Source organism: Pseudomonas sp. FBCC-B1667, assembly GCF_059133255.1.
In genome coordinates, this window is sequence record NZ_CP101437.1 from 2,800,375 (window position 1) to 2,819,067 (window position 18,693).

Sequence of the window (18,693 nt, forward strand, 5' to 3'; positions counted from 1 at the left end):
TCGATGACCCGCATCGCTTCAGCGTAGACCCGAACCCGGCACCGTCACTCAAGAACGATTTTCTGGATTTACGACTGCATCGCCGCCGGGTCAGGGGAGGATTTCGAACGAGGTGCTGGCCAGGCATTCGCCGTTAACGAGGATGTGCACGGCATGCACGCCCGCATAGTGCTTGCGGGTGGTGAGTTCCTTGATCTGCTGGCCACGGCTGACGAATTCGGTGGCGTTGCCGGGCAGCGTCAGGGACTTGAGCTTGAACACCTTCGCCGAGGTGCTGCCACTGGCTTTGACGTAATCAATCGCATAGTCGATCACCAATCGTTGACTGTCAGGTACGGTGGATTTCACACCAAACGACAGGGTTATTTTTTCCCCGAGCCGAATCACCGCCGGTTCAACCGTCACCCCGACCATCTCGACCTCAGCCTTGCCACTGGCGCCAATAATCGCCAACGCCCGCTGATTGCCCTGTTTGATCAAACTGCGCAACGCATGCTTGGCAATCCACGCCGTGTGCTTGTTATCCAGCGCCCACCCCTCGATCAGGTCCAGCACCCATTCCGGATGATCCTTGGTGATGTCATTGAGGTGGTTGGCCACGGATTTGCGCACATAAAGGCTTTCATCCGCCTTGAGGTTATCGAGAATCGCCGCCGCCAGCGTCGGATCACTCTGGATCTGTTCCAGCCGGAACGACCACGGCAGCCGCGGTCGACAGCCTTCACTGGCCAGGCGCCGGACATGCTCATTTTCATCCAGCGACCATTCCTGCATCAGCGCCAGCGAACGCTTCAAATCACTGCGCAGAAAATACCGGACCGCAAATTCCGCAGAACCAAACCCGGTGAAGTATTTCAGCGCATCCATCGATTGCTCGAAATCATGCGCACCATACATCGCCACATAATGCGGCAGCGAAATACTGACAAAGCCACTGTTCAAGCGAGGGGCGAGGGCGCGCAGCACCTCAAGCGATTCGTCATACCCCAACGGCAGCGCTGCATATAGGCATTCGCTGACTCGCGCCATGCGCTGCATGATTGACAGGTCGGCAAGGCCTTCGTTGGCCATCTTCAGGAAGGTCTTGGCGTTGAACCCGGGGTAAACCGCCGTCATTTCAGTCGCGATATGCTTGAGGCGCTCGGCGTTGAAGATTTCCTTCAGCGCCGGGCTGGATTGTTCGGCGGCAGTCATGGGTGAATCCGGTTTAGAGGGTGGCTCAGGTTATCGGGGTTTTGATGAACGCCGAAAGCTTTTCTGCCTGCGCGGTGAATGCGGCGATTCGCGGGAAGCGCTCGGTATCGACTTGATCCGGGATCACCAGATTGGTGAAGCTCCAGGCAACGGCCACCGTAATCCCGTCCTGGGCAATCAAGGCACCGTTGTTTAGCGGGTGCTTTTCCAGTTCGCATTCCAGTGATGAATAGGCGGCGGCCAATTGGCCTTCGACGCGTTCGACCCACGGTTGAAACTGGATCTGCGCCGGGCGCAGGTTGCGCTCGTAATAAAGCTGCACGGACTTCTCGCACGCCGCCAGCGCCAGTCCAACCACGCGCAAGGTGCGCAGCCGTTGCTTGAGATCGTCGGGCATGAGGCTTTTGCCGGGGCCGGCCAGGGCTTCCAGGTAGTCGATGATCAGGGTCGAATCCATCAACACGTCGCCATTGTCCAGCACCAGGGTTGGCGCCTTGACCACCGGATTGATCTGTTGAAATTGCTCGAAGTGCCGAAACACTGAGACCGATTGATGCTCCAGGTCGATGCCCAGGTAGTGGGCGGAAATGGCCACGCGCCTTACGTAAGGCGAATCCAGCATGCCGATCAGCTTCATTAATACACTCCTGCAGAGGACCATTTCGGGACGGTCAACCTTAGCTGAGGATCCGCAACCTGCAAGCAAAGGGAGGGCTTGTGCGGCCGTTTGTCTTCTATATACAGCCGCTCGATTGAATTTCTTGCTATAAACGCACTCCGATAACCGCCGCAACGGTCGCCGTAGAGCACTTTGCGTACCTTGTCGGACAAATTCGCTGACTTTTCAGTTGCTGGGGCCTCAAGTCGGCCTTAGACTGCCGCCCCTCGTAAATTGAGTGCCGGGTGGCGCTTGGAATAAACGGCGCCTTTCCGATGGCCTTCAACAGGTCCGCCGGAACGCTCCCTAATTCGCCTTAATGCACGTTTTTTTATAGAGATATCAATGACAAAGGACAAGTTGCTGGCCATGCCGGCGGATGACTACATGAATGCTGAGCAACATGCTTTTTTCAGCGAGCTGTTGCAGAACATGAAAGTCGAAACCCATGAGCGCATCGAGCAAAACCGCATCGCCATCGAAAGCCTGGATACCCCGGCCGATCCGGCAGACGCGGCTTCGGTCGAAGAAGAGCGCACCTGGCTGGTCAACGCGATCGATCGCGACCAGCGCATGCTGCCTCAGTTGGAACAGGCTCTGGAACGCATCAAAGAAGACAGCTTCGGCTGGTGCGACGACAGCGGCGAGGCGATTGGCCTGAAACGCCTGCTGATCAGCCCGACCACCAAGTACTGCATCGAAGCGCAAGAGCGTCACGAACAGATCGACAAGCACCAGCGTCAGGCCTGATTTCGTAGCGCCCCGCATCGCGGGCGAGCCTCACTCCCAAAGGAGCAAAGGCTGGCCCGCGATGCTTTTTTTCGTCTGTAAAAAACCTCATGCGCCTCTATTGATCTGCTGCAATACCCACGACTAATGGACCATAGATAATGGCCTGGTAGTGGCGTTTAATGCGAAGACAACAATTAGAAGATCGTGGGGTGACGAAGATGACGAGAGACGGATCTCTGGCGACGGCCGCGCCTGCGCCAGTGCTTTTGCCGAAAAACCCTTGGCTGACGCCGACCCTGCAAAGCATCGCCGTGATGCTGTTGTTGTGCGGCATGGCGTTGGGCGGATGGCCGCTTTACCTTGGCCTGCCGTTGGCGGTGCTGATTATCTGGTTGCCGCGCTTGCGTTCTCGCGCTGCGCCTCAAGACTTGCCGGCGGAAAACCCCAGCGCTATCAGCGCGTTGACCCGCGATCTTTCCTACACCACCAGTCATAACGCGTTGTCTGCGGCCGGCGTGGCCTTTTCGGTCAAGCAACTGGCGGACAAGCTGCAATCGCAACTCAGCGCGGCGGCGCAGATTGTCCGCAATGCCGAAGCGATGATCGCGACCGAAGAAGTCACTTCCAAACTCAGCCGCGAAGCGCTTGGCGCCGCCAGCGAGGCGCATCAAAGCGGCGCAGCCGGGCGCCAGGAGTTGATCGAGTCCATCGCTCGCATGCATCAACTCAGCGAACGCGCCAGCAACAGTCGCGAGCTGATCGAGGCCCTGAGCCTGCGCAGCGACGATATCCAGCGAGTGACACTGGTGATTCAATCCATCGCCAGCCAGACCAATCTGCTGGCGTTGAACGCCGCTATTGAAGCGGCTCGGGCCGGGGAGCACGGGCGCGGTTTCGCAGTGGTGGCGGATGAAGTGCGGGGGCTGGCGGCGCGAACCGCGACGGCAACCGGTGAAGTTGGCGAGATGGTCGCCGATATCCAGCAACGTACCGCCCAGGTCGTCGAACAGATACGTCAACTGTCCAGCGACCTCGACACCGGTGTCGAGCAAGTCGAGCACACCGGTCAGCACCTTGAAAACATTGCGCGCCTGGCCGCAGGAGTGGAACACCAAGTCGGGGAAATCGCCCGGGGCGCGGACACCAATCGCGATCAACTCGACAGCCTGTTTCATGCAATCGAGCAGATGCGCAGCGATCTGGCGATCAGCGACCAACAAACTCAGCGTCTGGCCCAGGCCGCCGTGCAAATGGAAGGGCAGGCCGAATCCATCAGCGAACGCCTGGCCGAAGTCGGACTGGATGACTATCACCAACGGATTTATGACCTGGCCCGGGAGGGCGCAAGCCAGATTGCCGTTCGCTTCGAAGCGGATATCGACCAGGGTCGCGTCAGCCTCGATGATTTGTTCGACCGCAATTACCAGGCGATCCCCAACACCAGCCCGGCGAAGTTCCAGACCCGCTTCGACCGCTACACCGATCAGGTCTTGCCGACGATTCAGGAACCGCTGTTGCCGCGTCATGAAGGGCTGGTGTTCGCCATCGCCTGTACGCAGCAGGGTTACGTGCCGACCCATAACACCGTTTTCAGCCAGCCGCTGACGGGCGATGCGAAGGTCGATACCTTGCAGAACCGCACCAAGCGCAAATTCGCTGACCGCACCGGTATCCGCTGTGGCAGCCATCAACAGCCTGTGTTGTTGCAGACGTATACCCGTGACACAGGCGAACTGATGCACGATCTCTCGGTGCCAATCTTCGTCAAGGGCCGGCATTGGGGCGGTTTGCGCTTGGGGTACAAGCCACAGGGGCCACGCTGAGAGGCCGTCACTGTTACGAATCCGGCAACGAAGCTGTGCAGGCTCGTTGCTGTTTCCTCGCGGATGAACTCATTAATATGCCTGCATAGTTAGGTTGCTAATGAAATTCGAGAGGCCAACATGCAAAGCAAAGTGGATGTCGCGGTGATGATTGGCAGCGGTGTGCCTGACAGTTTGCGCGCGGTGGGGCAGAGCGTTTGTTGGGTGGTACTGCTCAACGGTGAGCGCCGGGGGACGGCGTTTTCCAGTCGCGATGAAGCCGAAGAGTGCAGGGCTGCCTGGCTGGCGCAATTGAATGCTGAATCATCGGACAGCCTGCACTGAGTGTGCGGGTTAGTAAACCTGGTGCAGGCGCAAGTTCAGGTCGTCGACCACTCGCGCCCAATCGGCGTCTTCACGCAGTTGTTCTTTGAGGAACCTGGCTTGTTGTGGAGTCCAGAAGTCGGCATCGATCATTTTCTTGTCGTCGGCTAACGGTGAATGGCGGGCGATGAAATCGTCGATGCCTTTTTGGCTGGAGTCCAGACCGAGTTGGTCGAACAAACCTTGCAAGTCATGTGTAGGTGAATCCATGTTCATCTCCTGGTGGGTCGCGTCGAATGCGAGATCTGAAGGGCGGCTTCATTGCATCTGAGGCGGCCGCGCTTCAGGAGTTCGATGGATATTCAAAAGCAGGAGTGAGCATAGACGGCAAATTCGATGATCAGGCTTTCAATGCGCCTGCATCGACGGCAGCCTTCAGTTCCAAAGCCGCTTCCTGAGCGGCGACGGCGGCAACATCTGCCGTTTTGAACCAGCGATCTTTCTCGACCTGGTGATACGTCACCGTGGTCAGTTTCGGTTTGGCGCGCATGACTATCACTGCCTGGAATTCGCCGTCGATCTCTCTGGCTTCACCCCGGATAATAAATTCGCCGATATCAAATTCCGTCACGTAGCAGCCTTCCCTTGGAAATGTTTTGTTGTTTTGAGCGCCGTCCGACGTGGGAACGGGTTTCATGGGGCGGGCAGTATGGCAGTAGTTACCCGTCGACGGCTGAGTTAACTCGACGGTGTGACGAAACGTCTATTGGAATGAACTCAAGGGTGGCTTTATTCGTGCGATTCAAGTGAGCGAGCAAGCGCACAAGCCTGGTTGTGGTCACCGCGGAAACCTCTGACGCGCCCTGTGGACGTTTCCTTGATATGAAAAAACGCTTTGCCTGCCAGGACCACCTGAAACCTGGGCCGGGCGGGGTTTTGAGGGTAGAAGGGTGGTTGTTCGTATAACGTCTGCGACAGTGGCAAGGCGCTGTGTGTGTAAGTCGATTGGGCGGTTGCAAAGTGAGTCATTGTGCACATATGAAGTCCTTTTCAATGTTTTGCCGACGTATGTACGTCGTTTTGGCTAGTCTCTGTCAGCATCGCTGCTCTAGAATCGCCATCAAGGTGGGCGAATGGTGTCCATCTAAAGCAATTTTTTGCGGGTGATATGTCGGAAAAGTGCTTTTCTTGTAGGGTTTTTTCCTTAAAGTTGGTAGTCCTGTTCATCTGGCAGCAAGAAGGGCATTTTCCTTCAACATCTGACGACGTTGAGGGAAGACGGCGCGAGTGTTATTCCAGTACGCTCACTGACCTCGCGATGCATGAGCCCTCTGCCCGGATCAGGATTTCAACCCGGTTTATTTGCTAGACCCTCGGCATGGCCGCTTTTTTCTGCTGCGCTTTTTTCTACGCGCGGCATCCATTTCAGATGTGGGGATGTTTCCTTGGCAGTAAGTAATCTCGATATGCATGCTTTGTTCGTGCTGGGTGATTTGCGCGCAAAGTTGGTTAAACAGTTTCAATCTCGTTTCGTCTATGTCACAGAACAGAACGCCGAAGGCATATACATTGCCGAGATAGACACCGAAGAAGCACTGGTGGTGGATGACAAGCCAGGGCTCAAACTCAAAGTTGGCGATCATTTCAGTGCCTCGGTCCTGCCCAGTCGAGAAGGCGGCAAGCTGGACATCAAGTTCCGCGAAATCAAACTGACGGTGTATGGGTTGGGCGATTACGCGTTTGTCACCACCGCCGACGGTCAGGCGATTGTGTTTAAGGAAGGTCATAGCGTGGTGATGGTGTTCGCCGCCCACCAGCAATTGCAGGAAGGCCTGACCAAAACCCTGAAGGCCGTGACCGCCAAAGCCGCCAAGTGGCGCAAGGGCGAGCTGGTGACCTTCAAGGCCAGCGAGTAAATGACCCTGCCCCGCGCCGATTTCCACGAACAAAACCAGGCCAGTGCCCATACTGAAGCCCTTCGTTTGTTCGAGCAGAAGGCTGTTCTGCAGGGCGCCTGGTTGAATTGGGTGGCGTCACAGATCTATACGCTGCGTCCGGCGGCGTACGCCAGCATGGTCAGAAGAGAGCTATCAAGCTTGCAGGAATCTTCCGGAAATTAATTCCCGCCCTCGACATCAGGATCCTCTACTACAGTCAATTGACCGAATATTTAGAGGCTCACGGTCTTTAATCAGGCCATCCTGCTATTGCTGTGAACAGCACGAGGTGCAAAAGCATGAAAGGATTTCGACGGTTAATGGCTGCGTCCGTGGCCAGTTTCGGGTTATTGACGTCACCCGTTCCGGTGTTTGCCGCCCAGGCACCAATCCACTTCGCCGACCTGAATTGGGAAAGTGGCAGCCTGATCACCGATATCCTGCGGATCATTGTAGAGAAGGGCTACGGGCTGCCGACGGATACCTTGCCGGGCACCACCATTACCCTGGAGACCGCCTTGGCCAACAATGACATTCAGGTCATTGGCGAAGAGTGGGCGGGTCGCAGCCCGGTCTGGGTCAAGGCTGAGGCCGAAGGCAAGGTCGCCAGCCTGGGCGATACGGTCAAGGGGGCGACCGAAGGCTGGTGGGTTCCGGAGTACGTGATCAAGGGTGACCCGGCCAAAGGCATCAAGCCACTGGCACCGGGGCTGCGCAGTGTCAGCGATCTGCCCAAGTACAAAGACGTGTTCAGCGACCCGGAAACCCCGGGCAAGGGCCGTTTCCTCAACAGCCCGATCGGCTGGACCTCGGAAGTGGTGAACAAGCAGAAACTCACTGCCTATGGCCTGAACGACAGTTACGTGAATTTTCGCAGCGGTTCCGGAGCGGCGCTGGACGCGGAAATCACGTCGTCGATCCATCGTGGCAAACCGGTGTTGTTCTATTACTGGTCACCGACGCCCTTGCTCGGACGCTTCAAGCTTATCCAGTTGGAGGAGCCACCCTTCGACGCCGAAGCCTGGAAAACCCTGACCGACGCTGACAATCCAAATCCCAAGCCGACCCGTTCACTGGCCTCAAAGCTGTCCATTGGTGTATCTGCGCCGTTTCAAAAACAGTATCCGCAGATCACCGAGTTTTTCAGCAAGGTCGATTTGCCCATAGGCCCGTTGAACAAGGCGCTGGCCGAGATGAGCGAAAAACACACCCCGCCACGCCAGGCCGCGGAAGCTTTCATGAGAGCGCACCCGGACGTCTGGAAGGCATGGCTACCCAAGGAGGTGGCTGATAAGGTCTCCGCCGACCTGAAGTAAACAGATTATTCGCACAACTTCATTCGCTATCGCCGCCCGGAGCATGTGCGCTCCCACTGGATGGATAACTGAATATGAACCTGTTGGTTGCGCAATGGACGTCTTCAATCTTTCTGGTGATCAGTCTGGTCCACGTGTATTGGGCGTCGGGCGGAAAAGTGGGCAGCGAGGCGGCGGTGCCGCGGTTGCCTGGGGAGGGCGGCGCGCAATCAAGGCCTGCGTTCAAGCCGTCGGGGTTCATGACGTTGCTGGTGGCGGTGGGGCTTCTGATGATCGCCATGCTGGTGTGCCTGCGAGTCGGGCTGTGCTTGCCAGCGGTGCAGGACGTGTGGCTGCAATGGGTCATCAGCGGTGTCGCGATACTGATGTTCGCTCGGGCGATTGGCGATTCGAACCTGGTGGGGTTTTTCAAAGTGGTCAAGGATTCGAAATTTGCCCGGCTCGACACCTGGGTGTATTCGCCGTTGTGTGTGGTGTTAGGTGCGGGGTTGTTGGCCGTCGCCTGGATTTGAGTTGCCTGAGCTATAGCTCATCGCGAGCAGGCCGGTCCCGTCAAAAAAAACTCCGGACTTAACTCCCACTCTCACTCCGCCGGCTACTCACCTCCGCCGGCACATCATCCCCAGCCATGCGCTTGCGGAACAACGCCGCCCGAGCCAGCAACAAGGTCGTCACCGGCACCGTAATCGCCAGCAGAATCGGAATCAGCCAGGCATGCAGCACCGGCCCGGACTTGAGCGCCGAAAAGTAAATGATCGACGCCAACGCCACGCACCATGCGCCCAATGTCGAGGCCAGCGCTGGTGGGTGCATGCGCTGGAAGTAATCCTTCATTCGCACCAGGCCAATGGCGCCGATCAGCGCAAACAGACTGCTGAGCAGCAGCAGAATTGCCACCGGAATCTCAACCCACAGCGACAGTTCGCCAGTCATTCGATCACCTCGCCACGCAGCAGGAATTTCGCCAAAGCAAACGAGCCGACGAAACCGAACAGGGCGATCAACAGCGCCGCCTCGAAATAGGTGTCGCTGGCATAACGAATGCCCAGCGTCAGCATCATCAGCATCGCGATGATGTACAGGTAATCCAGCGCCAGTACCCGGTCCTGGGCCGATGGTCCTTTGAACAGACGGAGCAGCGTCAGGATCATCGCCACGGAAAACAGGAACAGGCTCGCCAGGATGGCGTTCGACAGCAGTGCGCTCATTCGAAGATCTCCATCAAGGGATGTTCATAGGTCGCCTTGAAGTGCTGGATGAACAGCGCTTCGTCGTCCAGATCGAACACATGCAACAACAGGATGCTGCGATCAAGCGCCAGCTCCGACCAGACGGTGCCAGGCACCACGGTGCAGATCGCCGACAGTGCGGCGAGACCATTGGCGTCGCGCAAATCCAGTGGCACCTTGATGAAACGTGAGCGGGGCGGACGGCGACTGGCGTTCAGCACGCCCCAGGCCACGGAGAGGTTGGACACCACCACGTCACGACCCACCACCAACAGCAAGTGCAGGATCACCCCCGGACGACGAATTCGAATGGGCAGCGGTCGTAACTTGCGCATCATCAACGGCGCGCAGAAACCCAACAACACACCGAGTAACAGGTTGCCAGGACTGATCGACTGGTTCAGCACCAGCCACAACAGCAAGAGTGCCAATGACAGCCAGGGAGCAGGAAACAGTCGCTTCAAGGTTGCACCTCCGCCATCGCTGCCTTGGCTTCCGGGCTTGGCACAGCACGAGTGCCCAGCACGGCCATCACGTATTGTTGCGGGTTGTTCAACGCGTCAGCGGCCGCCTGGGTGTAGCGCAGCAGCGGTTCAGCCTTGAAGGTCAACGCTATGCTCAGCCCCAGCAAAACGATGATCGGCACGCACTCAAAGCGGCGCAGCAGCGGTGATGGCCGTTCTTGCGGGGTCCAGAAGCGCTGGATGCCCAGGCGCGAGAACGCGATCAACGAAGCGAGGCCCGACAGAATCAACAACGCCAGTAATCCCCGCGCCGCGTTCGACACCGGTTCGCCGACGCCGTTACCCAGGCCCAGCGGGTTGAGCAGGGCGTTGAGCAGGCTGAGTTTGCCGATGAACCCGGAGAGTGGTGGCATGCCGATGATCAGTAGCGCGCAAGCAATGAAGCTCAGGCCGAGGAAGGCCATGGTCCAGGGAATCACCTGGCCGACCACGGCTTTCTGATCGTCATCGAGGTTGATGCCTTTGAGCAGTTGTGCGGCTGGCGCTGGTCGTGCAATCAGGTCGGCGTCATCGAACAGTGGCAGTTCGTTGACCGAACGCGAACGCTCGATCAACTCGGCCAGCAGGAACAATGCACTCAACGCCAGGGTCGAGCTGACCAGATAAAACAGCGCCGCCGCGATCAGGTTTGGTTGGGCGAAACCAATGGCGGACAGCAGAATCCCGGCCGACACCAGAATGCTCAGACTGGCCATCCGCTCCAGGCGTTGCGCCGCGAGAATCGCCAATGCCGCGCAGACAATGGTCGCCATACCGCCGTAAATCAGCCAGTCGCCGCCAAAGTAGGCGGACGCCCCGGCCTGACCGGAGAACAGCAGCGTCCACAAGCGCAGCAAGGTGTAGACCCCGACCTTGGTCATGATCGCGAACATCGCCGCCACGGGTGCGCTGGCCGAGGAGTAGGCCGGCACCAGCCAGAAATTCAGCGGCCACATCCCAGCCTTGGCCAGAAACGCTACCGCGAGAATCCCCGCGCCGGCATGCAGCAAACCGCGATCAGCTTCCGGCACCAGCGGGATTTTCAGCGCCAGATCGGCCATGTTCAGCGTGCCGGTGACGCCGTAAATCAGCGCCGCGCCAATCAGGAACAGCGACGACGCCAACAGGTTGATCGAGATGTAATGCAGTCCCGCCGAGACCCGCGGCCGGCCCGAGCCGTGCAACATCAACCCATAGGACGCCGCCAGCAGCACTTCGAAAAACACGAACAGGTTGAACAGGTCGGCGGTCAGGAACGCGCCGTATAACCCCATCAATTGAATCTGGAACAGTGCGTGGAAGCTTGAACCCGCGCCGTCCCAACGGGCCATGGCGAACAGCAAGGCGCTGACGCCGATGATTCCGGTCAGCACCAGCATCAAGGCCGACAGGCGATCGACCACCAACACCAGGCCGAACGGCACTTGCCAGTTGCCCGGCAGGTACACGCCGATGGAACCCGGCACGCCAGTGGTTTGTGTCCATTGCAGCAGCAACACGGAAATTCCCAGGCCGAGCAGGCTGGAGAACAGGTTGATCCTGGCCTTCAGCGGACGGTGTTTCTCGCCGAGCATCAACATGATGGCGGCGGTCAGCAGCGGTAGCAGAATCGGTGCGGCGATCAGGTGCGTCATCGCATTCATTCTTTAGGCTCCCGACCATCCACATGGTCGGTCCCGGTCAAGCCCCGGGAGGCGAGCAGCACCACCAGAAACAGCGCGGTCATGGCAAAGCTGATCACGATGGCGGTGAGCACCAGCGCTTGCGGCAGGGGATCGGTGTAGTGCAACAAGTCCTGCGGCACGCCATCCTTGATGATCGGCTCGCGGCCGATGAACAGGCTGCCCATGCTGAAGATGAACAGGTTGACGCCATAGGACAACAGACACAGGCCCATCACCACCTGGAAGGTCCGTGGTCGCAGGATCAGCCAGACACCGGAGGCCGCAAGCACGCCGATGGCGATTGCGATGACTTCTTCCATCAGACGGCTCCTTGCGTGGCGACGGATTTGGGCTGGGCCGCGGTTTTGTGGCCGCGAACCGATTGGTGGGCGAGGGCGGTGAGGATCAACAGTGTCGAGCCGACCACCACGGCGTAGACGCCGATGTCGAAAAACAGTGCGCTGGCGATGTGAATGTCCCCCAGCACCGGCAGTGAAAAATGCCAGGTGTGGGTGGTCAGGAACGGATAACCGACCGCCATGGCCCCAAGCCCGGTGACCGTGGCGAACAGCAACCCGGTGCCCATCCAGCGCAATGGTCGCAGGCTCATTTGCGCCTCGACCCACTGCGTGCCGGCGACCATGTATTGCAGGATGAACGCCACCGACATCACCAGGCCGGCGACAAAACCGCCACCCGGTTGATTGTGCCCGCGCATGAACAAGTAGAACGACACCACCAGGGCAATCGGCAGCAGCAGGCGTACCAGCACCGCCGGGACCATCATGAAACCCAACGCGGTGTCGCTGGCGTGGCGCGGGTTGACCAGGTCGGTGACCACGTCCGGTGCCAGCAGGCGTTGCTGCGCAGGCAGCTGCAGGCTTTCTTTCGGCGGGCGGAAGCGTCGCAGCAGGGCGAACACGGTCAGGGCCACGGCCACCAGCACGGTGATTTCACCGAGGGTGTCGAAGCCACGGAAGTCCACCAGCATCACGTTGACCACGTTGCTGCCGCCGCCTTCGGGCAGGGCGCGACTCAGGTAGAACGAGGAAATGTCGTTGGGCGTCTGGCGCGTCAACATTGCGTAGGCCAGCAGGGCCATGCCGCCGCCGACCACGGTCGACAACAGCAAGTCGCGGATACGCCGGATGCGCGCCTTGCGCAGGGTGCTCGGCAGTGGCGAGACTTCTTCGATCCGCCGTGGCAGCCAGCGCAGGCCCAGCAGGATCAGCACCGTGGTCACCACTTCGACCGCCAGTTGCGTCAACGCCAGGTCTGGCGCGGAGAACCAGACGAAGGTCACGCAGGTCATCAGGCCGCAGACGCTGACCATGGTCAAGGCCGCGAGCCGGTGATACTTGGCCTGCCACGCCGCGCCGAGGGCACAGGCAATCGCCAGCAACCACAGGGTCACGAACACGATCGAACCGGGGATTTTTGGTCGGTCGCCCCAGCTTAGGCTGCTGTGGAGCATCGGGATCAACCCGGCCAGCACGGCGGCGAGGACCACCAGGAACAATTGGGTTTGCAGGCGGTTGGTGCTGATCCGGCGCACCAGGCGACGGGCCATGCGCATCATGATCACCAGGCCGCGCTCGAACAGGCGCTTGCCGTTGAACCGGCCAATCAACGGCGGGTATTTGAAGCGTCCGCGCTTGAGCTGATTGCGCAACAGCAGATACAGCACGATACCGCCGGACATGGCAATCAGGCTCATGATCATCGGTGCGTTCAAGCCGTGCCAGATTGCCAGGCTGTATTCCGGCAGGGTTCCACCCACTACAGGCAAGGCCGCGGCGGCCAGGATGGAGCCGACCACTTGAGCCGGGAACATCCCCACCACGAGGCAGGTGAATACCAGCAATTCCACCGGTGCACGCATCCAGCGAGGTGGCTCGTGCGGGGTGTGCGGCAGGTCAGTGGCGGTCGGGCCGAAGAACACGTCGACGGTGAAGCGCAGCGAATAGGCGACGCTGAAGGTGCCGGCGATGGTCGCGACGATCGGCAGGCTCCACTCGACCCACGCCGTGGCATTGATGAACACGGTTTCGGCGAAGAACATTTCTTTCGAGAGGAAACCGTTGAGCAGCGGCACGCCGGCCATCGACGCGCTGGCGACCATGGCCAGGGTCGCGGTGAACGGGATCAGTTTGATCAGGCCGCTGAGCTTGCGAATGTCGCGGGTACCGCTTTCGTGGTCGATGATCCCGGCGGCCATGAACAGCGAGGCCTTGAAGGTCGCGTGGTTGAGAATGTGGAACACCGCTGCCACCGCCGCCAGCGAACTGTTCAGCCCCAGCAGCAGGGTGATCAAGCCCAGATGGCTGATGGTTGAATAGGCCAGCAAACCCTTGAGGTCGTTCTGGAACATCGCGCAGTACGCGCCCAGCAACAGCGTGCAGGCGCCGGCACCGCTGACGATGTAGAACCATTCTTCGCTGCCGGACAACGAAGGCCACAGCCGTGCCAGCAGAAACACCCCGGCCTTGACCATGGTCGCCGAGTGCAGATAGGCCGAGACCGGTGTCGGTGCCGCCATCGCGTGGGGCAGCCAGAAGTGGAAGGGGAATTGCGCGCTCTTGCTCAAGGCGCCGATCAGGATCAGGGGCAGCAGAATCGGGTAGAGGGCATGTGCGCGAATCAGATCGCCGGCGGCCAGGACCTTGTCGAGGTCATAGCTGCCGACCACATGGCCGAGGAGCATGACCCCCGCCAGCAGGCATAAACCGCCCGCGCCGGTGACCATCAGCGCCATGTAGGCGCCGCGTCGCGCATCGCTGCGGTGGTGCCAGTAACCGATCAGCAGGAACGAGAAGAGGCTGGTCAGCTCCCAGAAAAACACGATCTGGATCAGGTTGCCGGAAATCACTAGCCCGAGCATGGCGCCCATGAACGCCAGGAAAAATGCGAAGAATCGTGGCACCGGATCGTCCGGTGACATGTAGTAGCGTGCGTACAGCGAGACCAGCGTGCCGATGCCCAGCACCAGCATTGAGAACAACCAGGCGAAGCCGTCCAGGCGCAGGACGAAGTTCAGGCCGAGGCTTGGCAACCAGAAGTATTCTTCGCGAATCACGCCGCCATGGGCGACCTGCGGGTACAGGAGCGCGACCTGGGCCGTGCCGATCAGTGCGATCAGGCCGGCCAGCAGGGGGGCTGTATTGCGTGCGTTGTGTGGCAGGACGGCTGCCAGACAGCTGCCGATAAAAGGCAGAAGCAGTAGAACTATCAGGGACATAGGCTTCTAATCTGCGGAAGTTTGTGAAGCATCATACGTGCCACTCCCAAGATCGCCAAACGCCAAGCTGTCGCAGAATCCTACACGGTAGACGTAAAAAGCCGGATTCACATGGTTTTCAGGGCCGGTTTTCAGCAGGTCTGGCCCCATCGCGAGCTTGCTCGCGATAGCTATCTATCCGGCAACAGCGTTATCAAGGCTCAACCGAGGTTTCCCGCTCCAGCTCTCCCTCCGCCGCGGTCCCCTTACCTTTGGTCTTCAACTCACTCACAATCACCGCCGCCACAATCAACCCCGCGCCCACCAGCGCAATCGCCGGCAACCGCTCCCCGGCAATCCGCCCGACGATCCCGGCCCACACCGGCTCACCGGCATAAATCAAGGTCGCCCGGGTCGGTGAAACACTTTTCTGCGCCCAGTTCATCGCCACCTGAATCGCCGCACTCGCGGCGCCAAGGCCCAATGCGCTGCACAACAGCAGCCAGGAAAACTCCGGAATGCGTTCCTGGGTCGGCACTACCATCAAAAACGCCAGCACCGAGGTGGTCGCCAATTGCACCACCGTTACCCGCCGCACATCGACCTGACCGGCATAGGTGCTGATCAGAATGATCTCGGCGGCAATCGCGATAGCGCTGATCAGCGTGGCGATTTCACCTGGGCTGAAATTGAACGAAGCGCCGGACGGGCCTGACAGCAGCATCAACCCGGTAAACGCCAGCATGATCCCGATGCTCGGCATCAACCCGGGACGTCGACCCAGCACCAGCCATTGCAGCAACGGCACAAAGGGCACGTACAACGCCGTGATAAACGCCGACTGACTGCTGGGAATGCTCTGCAAGCCCACGGTCTGCAAGCCGTAACCGAGCATGATCGCCACACCGATAAAGGCCCCGGCCTTGAGTTCGAACAGGGTCAGTTCCCGCAAGTGGCGCCAGGAAAACAGCGCGACGAGGCTCGCGGCAGCGGCGAAACGCAGGCCGACGAAAAACATCGGGCCGCTGACAGTCATCGCGTGCTGCACCAACAAAAAAGTACCGCCCCAGACCATGGTGATCAGCACAAGCACGCACTCGGCTTTGCTGAACCGTGAGAAACGGGGGGAAGAAGAGTTCACCGACGTCATGACCTTGCGCGCTACCTGAGGGGGACGCACAATGCGCCGAATGTTGCGCAGTATACTGCCCAACCCTACCGAGTGAGCAATATAGTGCACAAAGATTCCACGCCACGGGCTTCAGTCCTCCAGCACGTCAGCCTGAACGTTCGACGCTTGCGCCACGCCGCCGACATGAGCCAGGCCACGCTGGCCGAAAAATCCGGCGTCAGCCGGCGGATGCTGGTGGCCATCGAGGCCGGCGAGAAGAACGTCAGCCTGACCACCCTCGACCGCGTGGCCAAGGCGCTGGACGTGAGGTTCAGCGACCTCATCCAGGCCCCGGACGCCCGCGACCCGAGCCGCATCAACGAAGTGGCCTGGGCCGGAATTATCCCTGGCAGCAAAGCCGTTTTACTGTCCAAGGCCACCGCGACTCGCGAGGTGGAGCAATGGGAATGGTGCCTGCAACCGGGGGAAATCTACCCGTCGCAACCGGACGCCGAGGGCTGGAGCGAACAGATCTACGTGTTCGAAGGCTGCCTGACCCTGATGTTGGGCGACACGCCGCAGCACATTGCTGCCGGTGAGTTCTTCATGTTCGCCAGCAACCAGCCCCACGCCTATCGTAATGACGGTCCGGTGGCGGCGCGGTTTGTACGCAACGTGGTGATTTGACTGTTCGCCAATCAACAGCGGATAGTCACTTTTGCCTGTCTACAGCTGCATGATTTTCTAGAAAGGCTCACTAACCCATTGAAATATATCTAAATCGTGTACTGGCGCGACCCCTGCAAAAGCTCCGGAAGTCTTTTCAGAATCCCGGAGTCGGCCCATGACAATCTCAACCCGGCCCCCACGTAAATTCCGCGAAATTTGCCTCAACGCCTTCGACATGAACGGCGCCGGGTACAACGGGTGCCTGACATTCCGCGTCTCGAGCAGGCTCACTCCTACAAAGGGTGGGTTTGTGCGCGCGCGAGCAACACATTAAGGTGGCACGCCACAGCTTTCCATTTGACCTACGAGCAAGGCATGAGCGAAATCCAGAGCGCACAGACGACCGACGCCACCCGCCACACCGACGTCCTGATCATTGGCGGCGGCCTTAGCGGCACGATGCTGGCGGCGCAGTTGTTGCGCTTGCCCGGCCGCCGATCGGTGCTGGTGATTGAACCGCGTGCCGAGCTTGGCCGAGGCGAAGCCTACAGCGCCGTCGAATTGGGTCATACGCTGAATGGCAACGCAGCGCGGATGAGCGTCGACCCGGACAACGCCGATGACCTGACGCAATGGCTGACTGAGTACATTGCCCGCGGTGGCTGGCCGGAATCAGCGGAGCAACCGGTGCCGATCAGCGAACTGTTCCCGCCACGAGGCCTGTTCGGCGTGTACGTGCAGCAACGTCTGGCCGAAGCGCAAGCGGTCGGGGCGTCGAATGGCTCAACCGTCGAGCATGTGCAGGCTGAAGTAATCGATCTGCAAACGGACGACGATTCGGTACAGCTGACCTTGAGCGACGGGCAACGCTTGCAGGGCGCTTACGCGGTGCTGGCGACAGGTATGTTCCCTGCCGCGCGCACACCACAGACCGAGTCCAGCGGTTTGAACGCCGCCGCGCTCGATCCGTGGGATGTCGCCGCGATGCGCCAGCTCGATCCACACTCAACGGTGCTGATCATTGGTTCCGGCCTGACCATGGTCGATGCCGTGGTGTCGCTGGAGCAGGCCGGGCATCGCGGCCCCATCGAAGTGTTTTCCCGTCACGGCTTGTTGCCGCATGTGCGACGGCAACCGCCGGCCTGGGTAGATTTTCTCGGCGAGGATCACCGCCTGCGCACACCCCGCCAACTGGTGCGCGAACTGCGTCGGCATTGCCGCGAGGCGATCCACCAAGGCGTCGATTGGCAAGCACCGCTCGACACCGTGCGGGCGCATATTGGCCGGTTGTGGAATCAGGCGACGGACCCGCAACGCCGGCAGTTTGTGCGGCATGTCCGGCCATGGTGGGAAAGTCATCACCACCGCTCGCCGCCGTTGAGTGCGGCCCTGGTGGCACGGTTGCACCGGGAAGGGCGGTTGCGGATTCAGGCCGCGTCGTTCAAAGGGCTTGAGCCCGGGTCGCAGGGCGGCGTCAGCATCCGCATTCGCCGCCGTGGCGAGGCTGATACCTGTGTGGTGACTGGCGCGGCGTTGATCAACTCCAGCGGTATCGAATACGACTGGCGCCGGGTCGCTCGACCGTTGCCGCAACAATTGCTGGCGCGCGGACTGATCCGACCAGGACCCTTGGCATTGGGGATCGCAGCGGCGGTCGACGGGGCCGTACTGGACGCCAATGGTCAGATCGTCCGTCGCCTGTACGCCATGGGCCCGCCGTTGCGCGGCATGTGGTGGGAAAGCACGGCTGTCACCGACGTAGCGCTTCAGGCCAAAGCCCTTGCCGCACGACTCGTGGTAGTCGCTGCATAGGACAAAGAAAACCCCGGGCAGATTGGATCTGCCCGGGGTTTTTCGTTAAAGCGGCGCAACGCCGTTGATCAATAACGCTGATACTTCGAACCGAATTCTGGACGGTTTTCAGCGACGTAGAGTGTGCTTGGCTGGCTGTCCTTGTGATCGAGACCGACGGTGTTGACGTTCAGTGTCGCCGGTTGGCTGACCTTGACGGCGGCGACAACCTGCGAGGTGGCATGCGGGGCGGCGATAGCGGACGTAGCGCCAAGGACCGACAGGGCGAAACCAAGACCGATGATGCTTTTCATGAGGGTGCTCCAGAGTGGGGGAAGAAGATGTGGCCACTGTAGTGCTGGAGCCCGGCGATGAAAAAACACCCTTGGGCATAGTCGTTATCAAGAACGTTGATCCATGCTCAGCGAGGTGTGCGATCGCTGACACCACCCAATCTAAACTGCAGGGGATTTTCTTTGTGGTGTCGATCGGCACCGAGTCAGGCCACCCCAACCCTTGTCACCGGGTCGGGGTGGAACAGGTGCC

Annotated in this window: 22 protein-coding genes; 9 read left to right on the forward strand and 13 right to left on the reverse strand. The window is 59.7% G+C overall.

Annotated features, from left to right (window positions below; genetic code table 11):
• Positions 1-90: 90 nt before the first annotated feature.
• Entirely contained in the window at positions 91-1,194 is a 1,104-nt protein-coding gene (locus tag NL116_RS12695; protein WP_494377458.1) for a DNA alkylation repair protein, read from the reverse strand.
• Between the two features lie 25 nt (positions 1,195-1,219).
• On the reverse strand, positions 1,220-1,831 hold the full coding sequence (locus NL116_RS12700; RefSeq protein WP_494377459.1) for a glutathione S-transferase: 612 nt from the start codon (positions 1,829-1,831) through the stop codon (positions 1,220-1,222).
• A 366-nt stretch (positions 1,832-2,197) separates the two neighbouring features.
• On the opposite strand from NL116_RS12700, the gene NL116_RS12705 reads away from it, so the two are divergent.
• From NL116_RS12705 to NL116_RS12715, 3 genes are all read left to right on the forward strand, one after another.
• On the forward strand, positions 2,198-2,602 hold the full coding sequence (locus NL116_RS12705) for a TraR/DksA family transcriptional regulator (protein ID WP_007907888.1): 405 nt from the start codon (positions 2,198-2,200) through the stop codon (positions 2,600-2,602).
• A gap of 581 nt (positions 2,603-3,183) precedes the next feature.
• Positions 3,184-4,407: a methyl-accepting chemotaxis protein gene (locus tag NL116_RS12710; RefSeq protein WP_494378052.1), complete on the forward strand. Its 1,224-nt coding sequence runs from the start codon at positions 3,184-3,186 to the stop codon at positions 4,405-4,407.
• A 120-nt stretch (positions 4,408-4,527) separates the two neighbouring features.
• A complete protein-coding gene (locus tag NL116_RS12715; protein WP_494377460.1) occupies positions 4,528-4,731 on the forward strand; it encodes a hypothetical protein in 204 nt (67 codons plus the stop codon).
• A gap of 9 nt (positions 4,732-4,740) precedes the next feature.
• Here NL116_RS12715 and NL116_RS12720 read toward each other — a convergent pair whose 3' ends face one another.
• The 3 genes from NL116_RS12720 to NL116_RS12730 all read right to left on the reverse strand — a co-directional run bounded on the left by NL116_RS12720 (position 4,741) and on the right by NL116_RS12730 (position 5,748).
• A complete protein-coding gene (locus NL116_RS12720; protein ID WP_494377461.1) occupies positions 4,741-4,980 on the reverse strand; it encodes a DUF2789 domain-containing protein in 240 nt (79 codons plus the stop codon).
• 130 nt (positions 4,981-5,110) lie between these two features.
• Entirely contained in the window at positions 5,111-5,341 is a 231-nt protein-coding gene (locus tag NL116_RS12725) for a hypothetical protein (RefSeq protein ID WP_494378053.1), read from the reverse strand.
• Between the two features lie 158 nt (positions 5,342-5,499).
• Positions 5,500-5,748 (reverse strand): hypothetical protein, encoded by a 249-nt coding sequence (locus NL116_RS12730; protein ID WP_494377462.1) that lies wholly within the window; start codon positions 5,746-5,748, stop codon positions 5,500-5,502.
• A gap of 428 nt (positions 5,749-6,176) precedes the next feature.
• Here NL116_RS12730 and NL116_RS12735 point away from each other — a divergent pair, with 428 nt between their 5' ends.
• The 4 genes from NL116_RS12735 to NL116_RS12750 all read left to right on the forward strand — a co-directional run bounded on the left by NL116_RS12735 (position 6,177) and on the right by NL116_RS12750 (position 8,475).
• Complete coding sequence (locus NL116_RS12735) at positions 6,177-6,626, forward strand: hypothetical protein (RefSeq protein WP_172825907.1); 450 nt, start codon at positions 6,177-6,179, stop codon at positions 6,624-6,626.
• The gene (locus NL116_RS12740) at positions 6,627-6,830 is read left to right on the forward strand and encodes a hypothetical protein (RefSeq protein WP_494377463.1); all 204 of its coding nucleotides are present in this window, start codon (positions 6,627-6,629) and stop codon (positions 6,828-6,830) included. It abuts the gene before it with no gap.
• A gap of 116 nt (positions 6,831-6,946) precedes the next feature.
• Positions 6,947-7,963 (forward strand): ABC transporter substrate-binding protein, encoded by a 1,017-nt coding sequence (locus NL116_RS12745; protein WP_494377464.1) that lies wholly within the window; start codon positions 6,947-6,949, stop codon positions 7,961-7,963.
• Between the two features lie 74 nt (positions 7,964-8,037).
• The gene (locus NL116_RS12750; protein WP_494377465.1) at positions 8,038-8,475 is read left to right on the forward strand and encodes a DUF3995 domain-containing protein; all 438 of its coding nucleotides are present in this window, start codon (positions 8,038-8,040) and stop codon (positions 8,473-8,475) included.
• Positions 8,476-8,533: 58 nt separating this feature from the next.
• Here NL116_RS12750 and NL116_RS12755 read toward each other — a convergent pair whose 3' ends face one another.
• The 7 genes from NL116_RS12755 to NL116_RS12785 all read right to left on the reverse strand — a co-directional run bounded on the left by NL116_RS12755 (position 8,534) and on the right by NL116_RS12785 (position 15,816).
• Positions 8,534-8,896 (reverse strand): Na+/H+ antiporter subunit G, encoded by a 363-nt coding sequence (locus tag NL116_RS12755; RefSeq protein WP_123435820.1) that lies wholly within the window; start codon positions 8,894-8,896, stop codon positions 8,534-8,536.
• Positions 8,893-9,171 carry a K+/H+ antiporter subunit F gene (locus NL116_RS12760; RefSeq protein WP_027924693.1) on the reverse strand — a complete coding sequence of 93 codons (279 nt, stop codon included), beginning with the start codon at positions 9,169-9,171 and terminating at the stop codon, positions 8,893-8,895. Before NL116_RS12760 ends, NL116_RS12755 begins: the two co-directional genes overlap by 4 nt.
• Entirely contained in the window at positions 9,168-9,656 is a 489-nt protein-coding gene (locus NL116_RS12765) for a Na+/H+ antiporter subunit E (RefSeq protein WP_494377466.1), read from the reverse strand. Before NL116_RS12765 ends, NL116_RS12760 begins: the two co-directional genes overlap by 4 nt.
• Positions 9,653-11,338 carry a monovalent cation/H+ antiporter subunit D gene (locus NL116_RS12770; protein WP_494377467.1) on the reverse strand — a complete coding sequence of 562 codons (1,686 nt, stop codon included), beginning with the start codon at positions 11,336-11,338 and terminating at the stop codon, positions 9,653-9,655. Before NL116_RS12770 ends, NL116_RS12765 begins: the two co-directional genes overlap by 4 nt.
• The gene (locus NL116_RS12775) at positions 11,335-11,679 is read right to left on the reverse strand and encodes a Na+/H+ antiporter subunit C (protein ID WP_007944721.1); all 345 of its coding nucleotides are present in this window, start codon (positions 11,677-11,679) and stop codon (positions 11,335-11,337) included. The genes NL116_RS12770 and NL116_RS12775 overlap by 4 nt, the downstream gene beginning before the upstream one ends.
• Positions 11,679-14,597 carry a monovalent cation/H+ antiporter subunit A gene (locus NL116_RS12780; RefSeq protein WP_494377468.1) on the reverse strand — a complete coding sequence of 973 codons (2,919 nt, stop codon included), beginning with the start codon at positions 14,595-14,597 and terminating at the stop codon, positions 11,679-11,681. The genes NL116_RS12775 and NL116_RS12780 overlap by 1 nt, the downstream gene beginning before the upstream one ends.
• A gap of 193 nt (positions 14,598-14,790) precedes the next feature.
• A complete protein-coding gene (locus tag NL116_RS12785) occupies positions 14,791-15,816 on the reverse strand; it encodes a DMT family transporter (RefSeq protein ID WP_494377469.1) in 1,026 nt (341 codons plus the stop codon).
• On the opposite strand from NL116_RS12785, the gene NL116_RS12790 reads away from it, so the two are divergent.
• Both NL116_RS12790 and NL116_RS12795 read left to right on the forward strand, forming a co-directional pair.
• Positions 15,811-16,374 carry a helix-turn-helix domain-containing protein gene (locus NL116_RS12790; protein WP_494377470.1) on the forward strand — a complete coding sequence of 188 codons (564 nt, stop codon included), beginning with the start codon at positions 15,811-15,813 and terminating at the stop codon, positions 16,372-16,374. The genes NL116_RS12785 and NL116_RS12790 overlap by 6 nt on opposite strands.
• Before the next feature lie 357 nt (positions 16,375-16,731).
• Complete coding sequence (locus NL116_RS12795; RefSeq protein WP_494377471.1) at positions 16,732-18,168, forward strand: FAD/NAD(P)-binding protein; 1,437 nt, start codon at positions 16,732-16,734, stop codon at positions 18,166-18,168.
• Positions 18,169-18,236: 68 nt separating this feature from the next.
• On the opposite strand, the gene NL116_RS12800 is transcribed toward NL116_RS12795, so the two are convergent.
• Positions 18,237-18,461, reverse strand: coding sequence for a hypothetical protein (locus tag NL116_RS12800; RefSeq protein WP_483839768.1), 225 nt, complete (start codon positions 18,459-18,461; stop codon positions 18,237-18,239).
• Between the last annotated feature and the right edge of the window lie 232 nt (positions 18,462-18,693).

Excerpts from the sequence above, each read along its gene's own strand:
- NL116_RS12695 (WP_494377458.1), bottom strand. The coding sequence starts at position 1,194 with ATGACTGCCGCCGAACAATCCAGCCCGGCGCTGAAGGAAATCTTCAAC.
- NL116_RS12700 (WP_494377459.1), bottom strand. The coding sequence starts at position 1,831 with ATGAAGCTGATCGGCATGCTGGATTCGCCTTACGTAAGGCGCGTGGCC.
- NL116_RS12705 (WP_007907888.1), top strand. The coding sequence starts at position 2,198 with ATGACAAAGGACAAGTTGCTGGCCATGCCGGCGGATGACTACATGAAT.
- NL116_RS12710 (WP_494378052.1), top strand. The coding sequence starts at position 3,184 with ATGATCGCGACCGAAGAAGTCACTTCCAAACTCAGCCGCGAAGCGCTT.
- NL116_RS12715 (WP_494377460.1), top strand. The coding sequence starts at position 4,528 with ATGCAAAGCAAAGTGGATGTCGCGGTGATGATTGGCAGCGGTGTGCCT.
- NL116_RS12720 (WP_494377461.1), bottom strand. The coding sequence starts at position 4,980 with ATGGATTCACCTACACATGACTTGCAAGGTTTGTTCGACCAACTCGGT.
- NL116_RS12730 (WP_494377462.1), bottom strand. The coding sequence starts at position 5,748 with ATGTGCACAATGACTCACTTTGCAACCGCCCAATCGACTTACACACAC.
- NL116_RS12735 (WP_172825907.1), top strand. The coding sequence starts at position 6,177 with ATGCATGCTTTGTTCGTGCTGGGTGATTTGCGCGCAAAGTTGGTTAAA.
- NL116_RS12740 (WP_494377463.1), top strand. The coding sequence starts at position 6,627 with ATGACCCTGCCCCGCGCCGATTTCCACGAACAAAACCAGGCCAGTGCC.
- NL116_RS12745 (WP_494377464.1), top strand. The coding sequence starts at position 6,947 with ATGAAAGGATTTCGACGGTTAATGGCTGCGTCCGTGGCCAGTTTCGGG.
- NL116_RS12750 (WP_494377465.1), top strand. The coding sequence starts at position 8,038 with ATGAACCTGTTGGTTGCGCAATGGACGTCTTCAATCTTTCTGGTGATC.
- NL116_RS12755 (WP_123435820.1), bottom strand. The coding sequence starts at position 8,896 with ATGACTGGCGAACTGTCGCTGTGGGTTGAGATTCCGGTGGCAATTCTG.
- NL116_RS12760 (WP_027924693.1), bottom strand. The coding sequence starts at position 9,171 with ATGAGCGCACTGCTGTCGAACGCCATCCTGGCGAGCCTGTTCCTGTTT.
- NL116_RS12770 (WP_494377467.1), bottom strand. The coding sequence starts at position 11,338 with ATGAATGCGATGACGCACCTGATCGCCGCACCGATTCTGCTACCGCTG.
- NL116_RS12775 (WP_007944721.1), bottom strand. The coding sequence starts at position 11,679 with ATGGAAGAAGTCATCGCAATCGCCATCGGCGTGCTTGCGGCCTCCGGT.
- NL116_RS12780 (WP_494377468.1), bottom strand. The coding sequence starts at position 14,597 with ATGTCCCTGATAGTTCTACTGCTTCTGCCTTTTATCGGCAGCTGTCTG.
- NL116_RS12795 (WP_494377471.1), top strand. The coding sequence starts at position 16,732 with ATGAGCGAAATCCAGAGCGCACAGACGACCGACGCCACCCGCCACACC.
- NL116_RS12800 (WP_483839768.1), bottom strand. The coding sequence starts at position 18,461 with ATGAAAAGCATCATCGGTCTTGGTTTCGCCCTGTCGGTCCTTGGCGCT.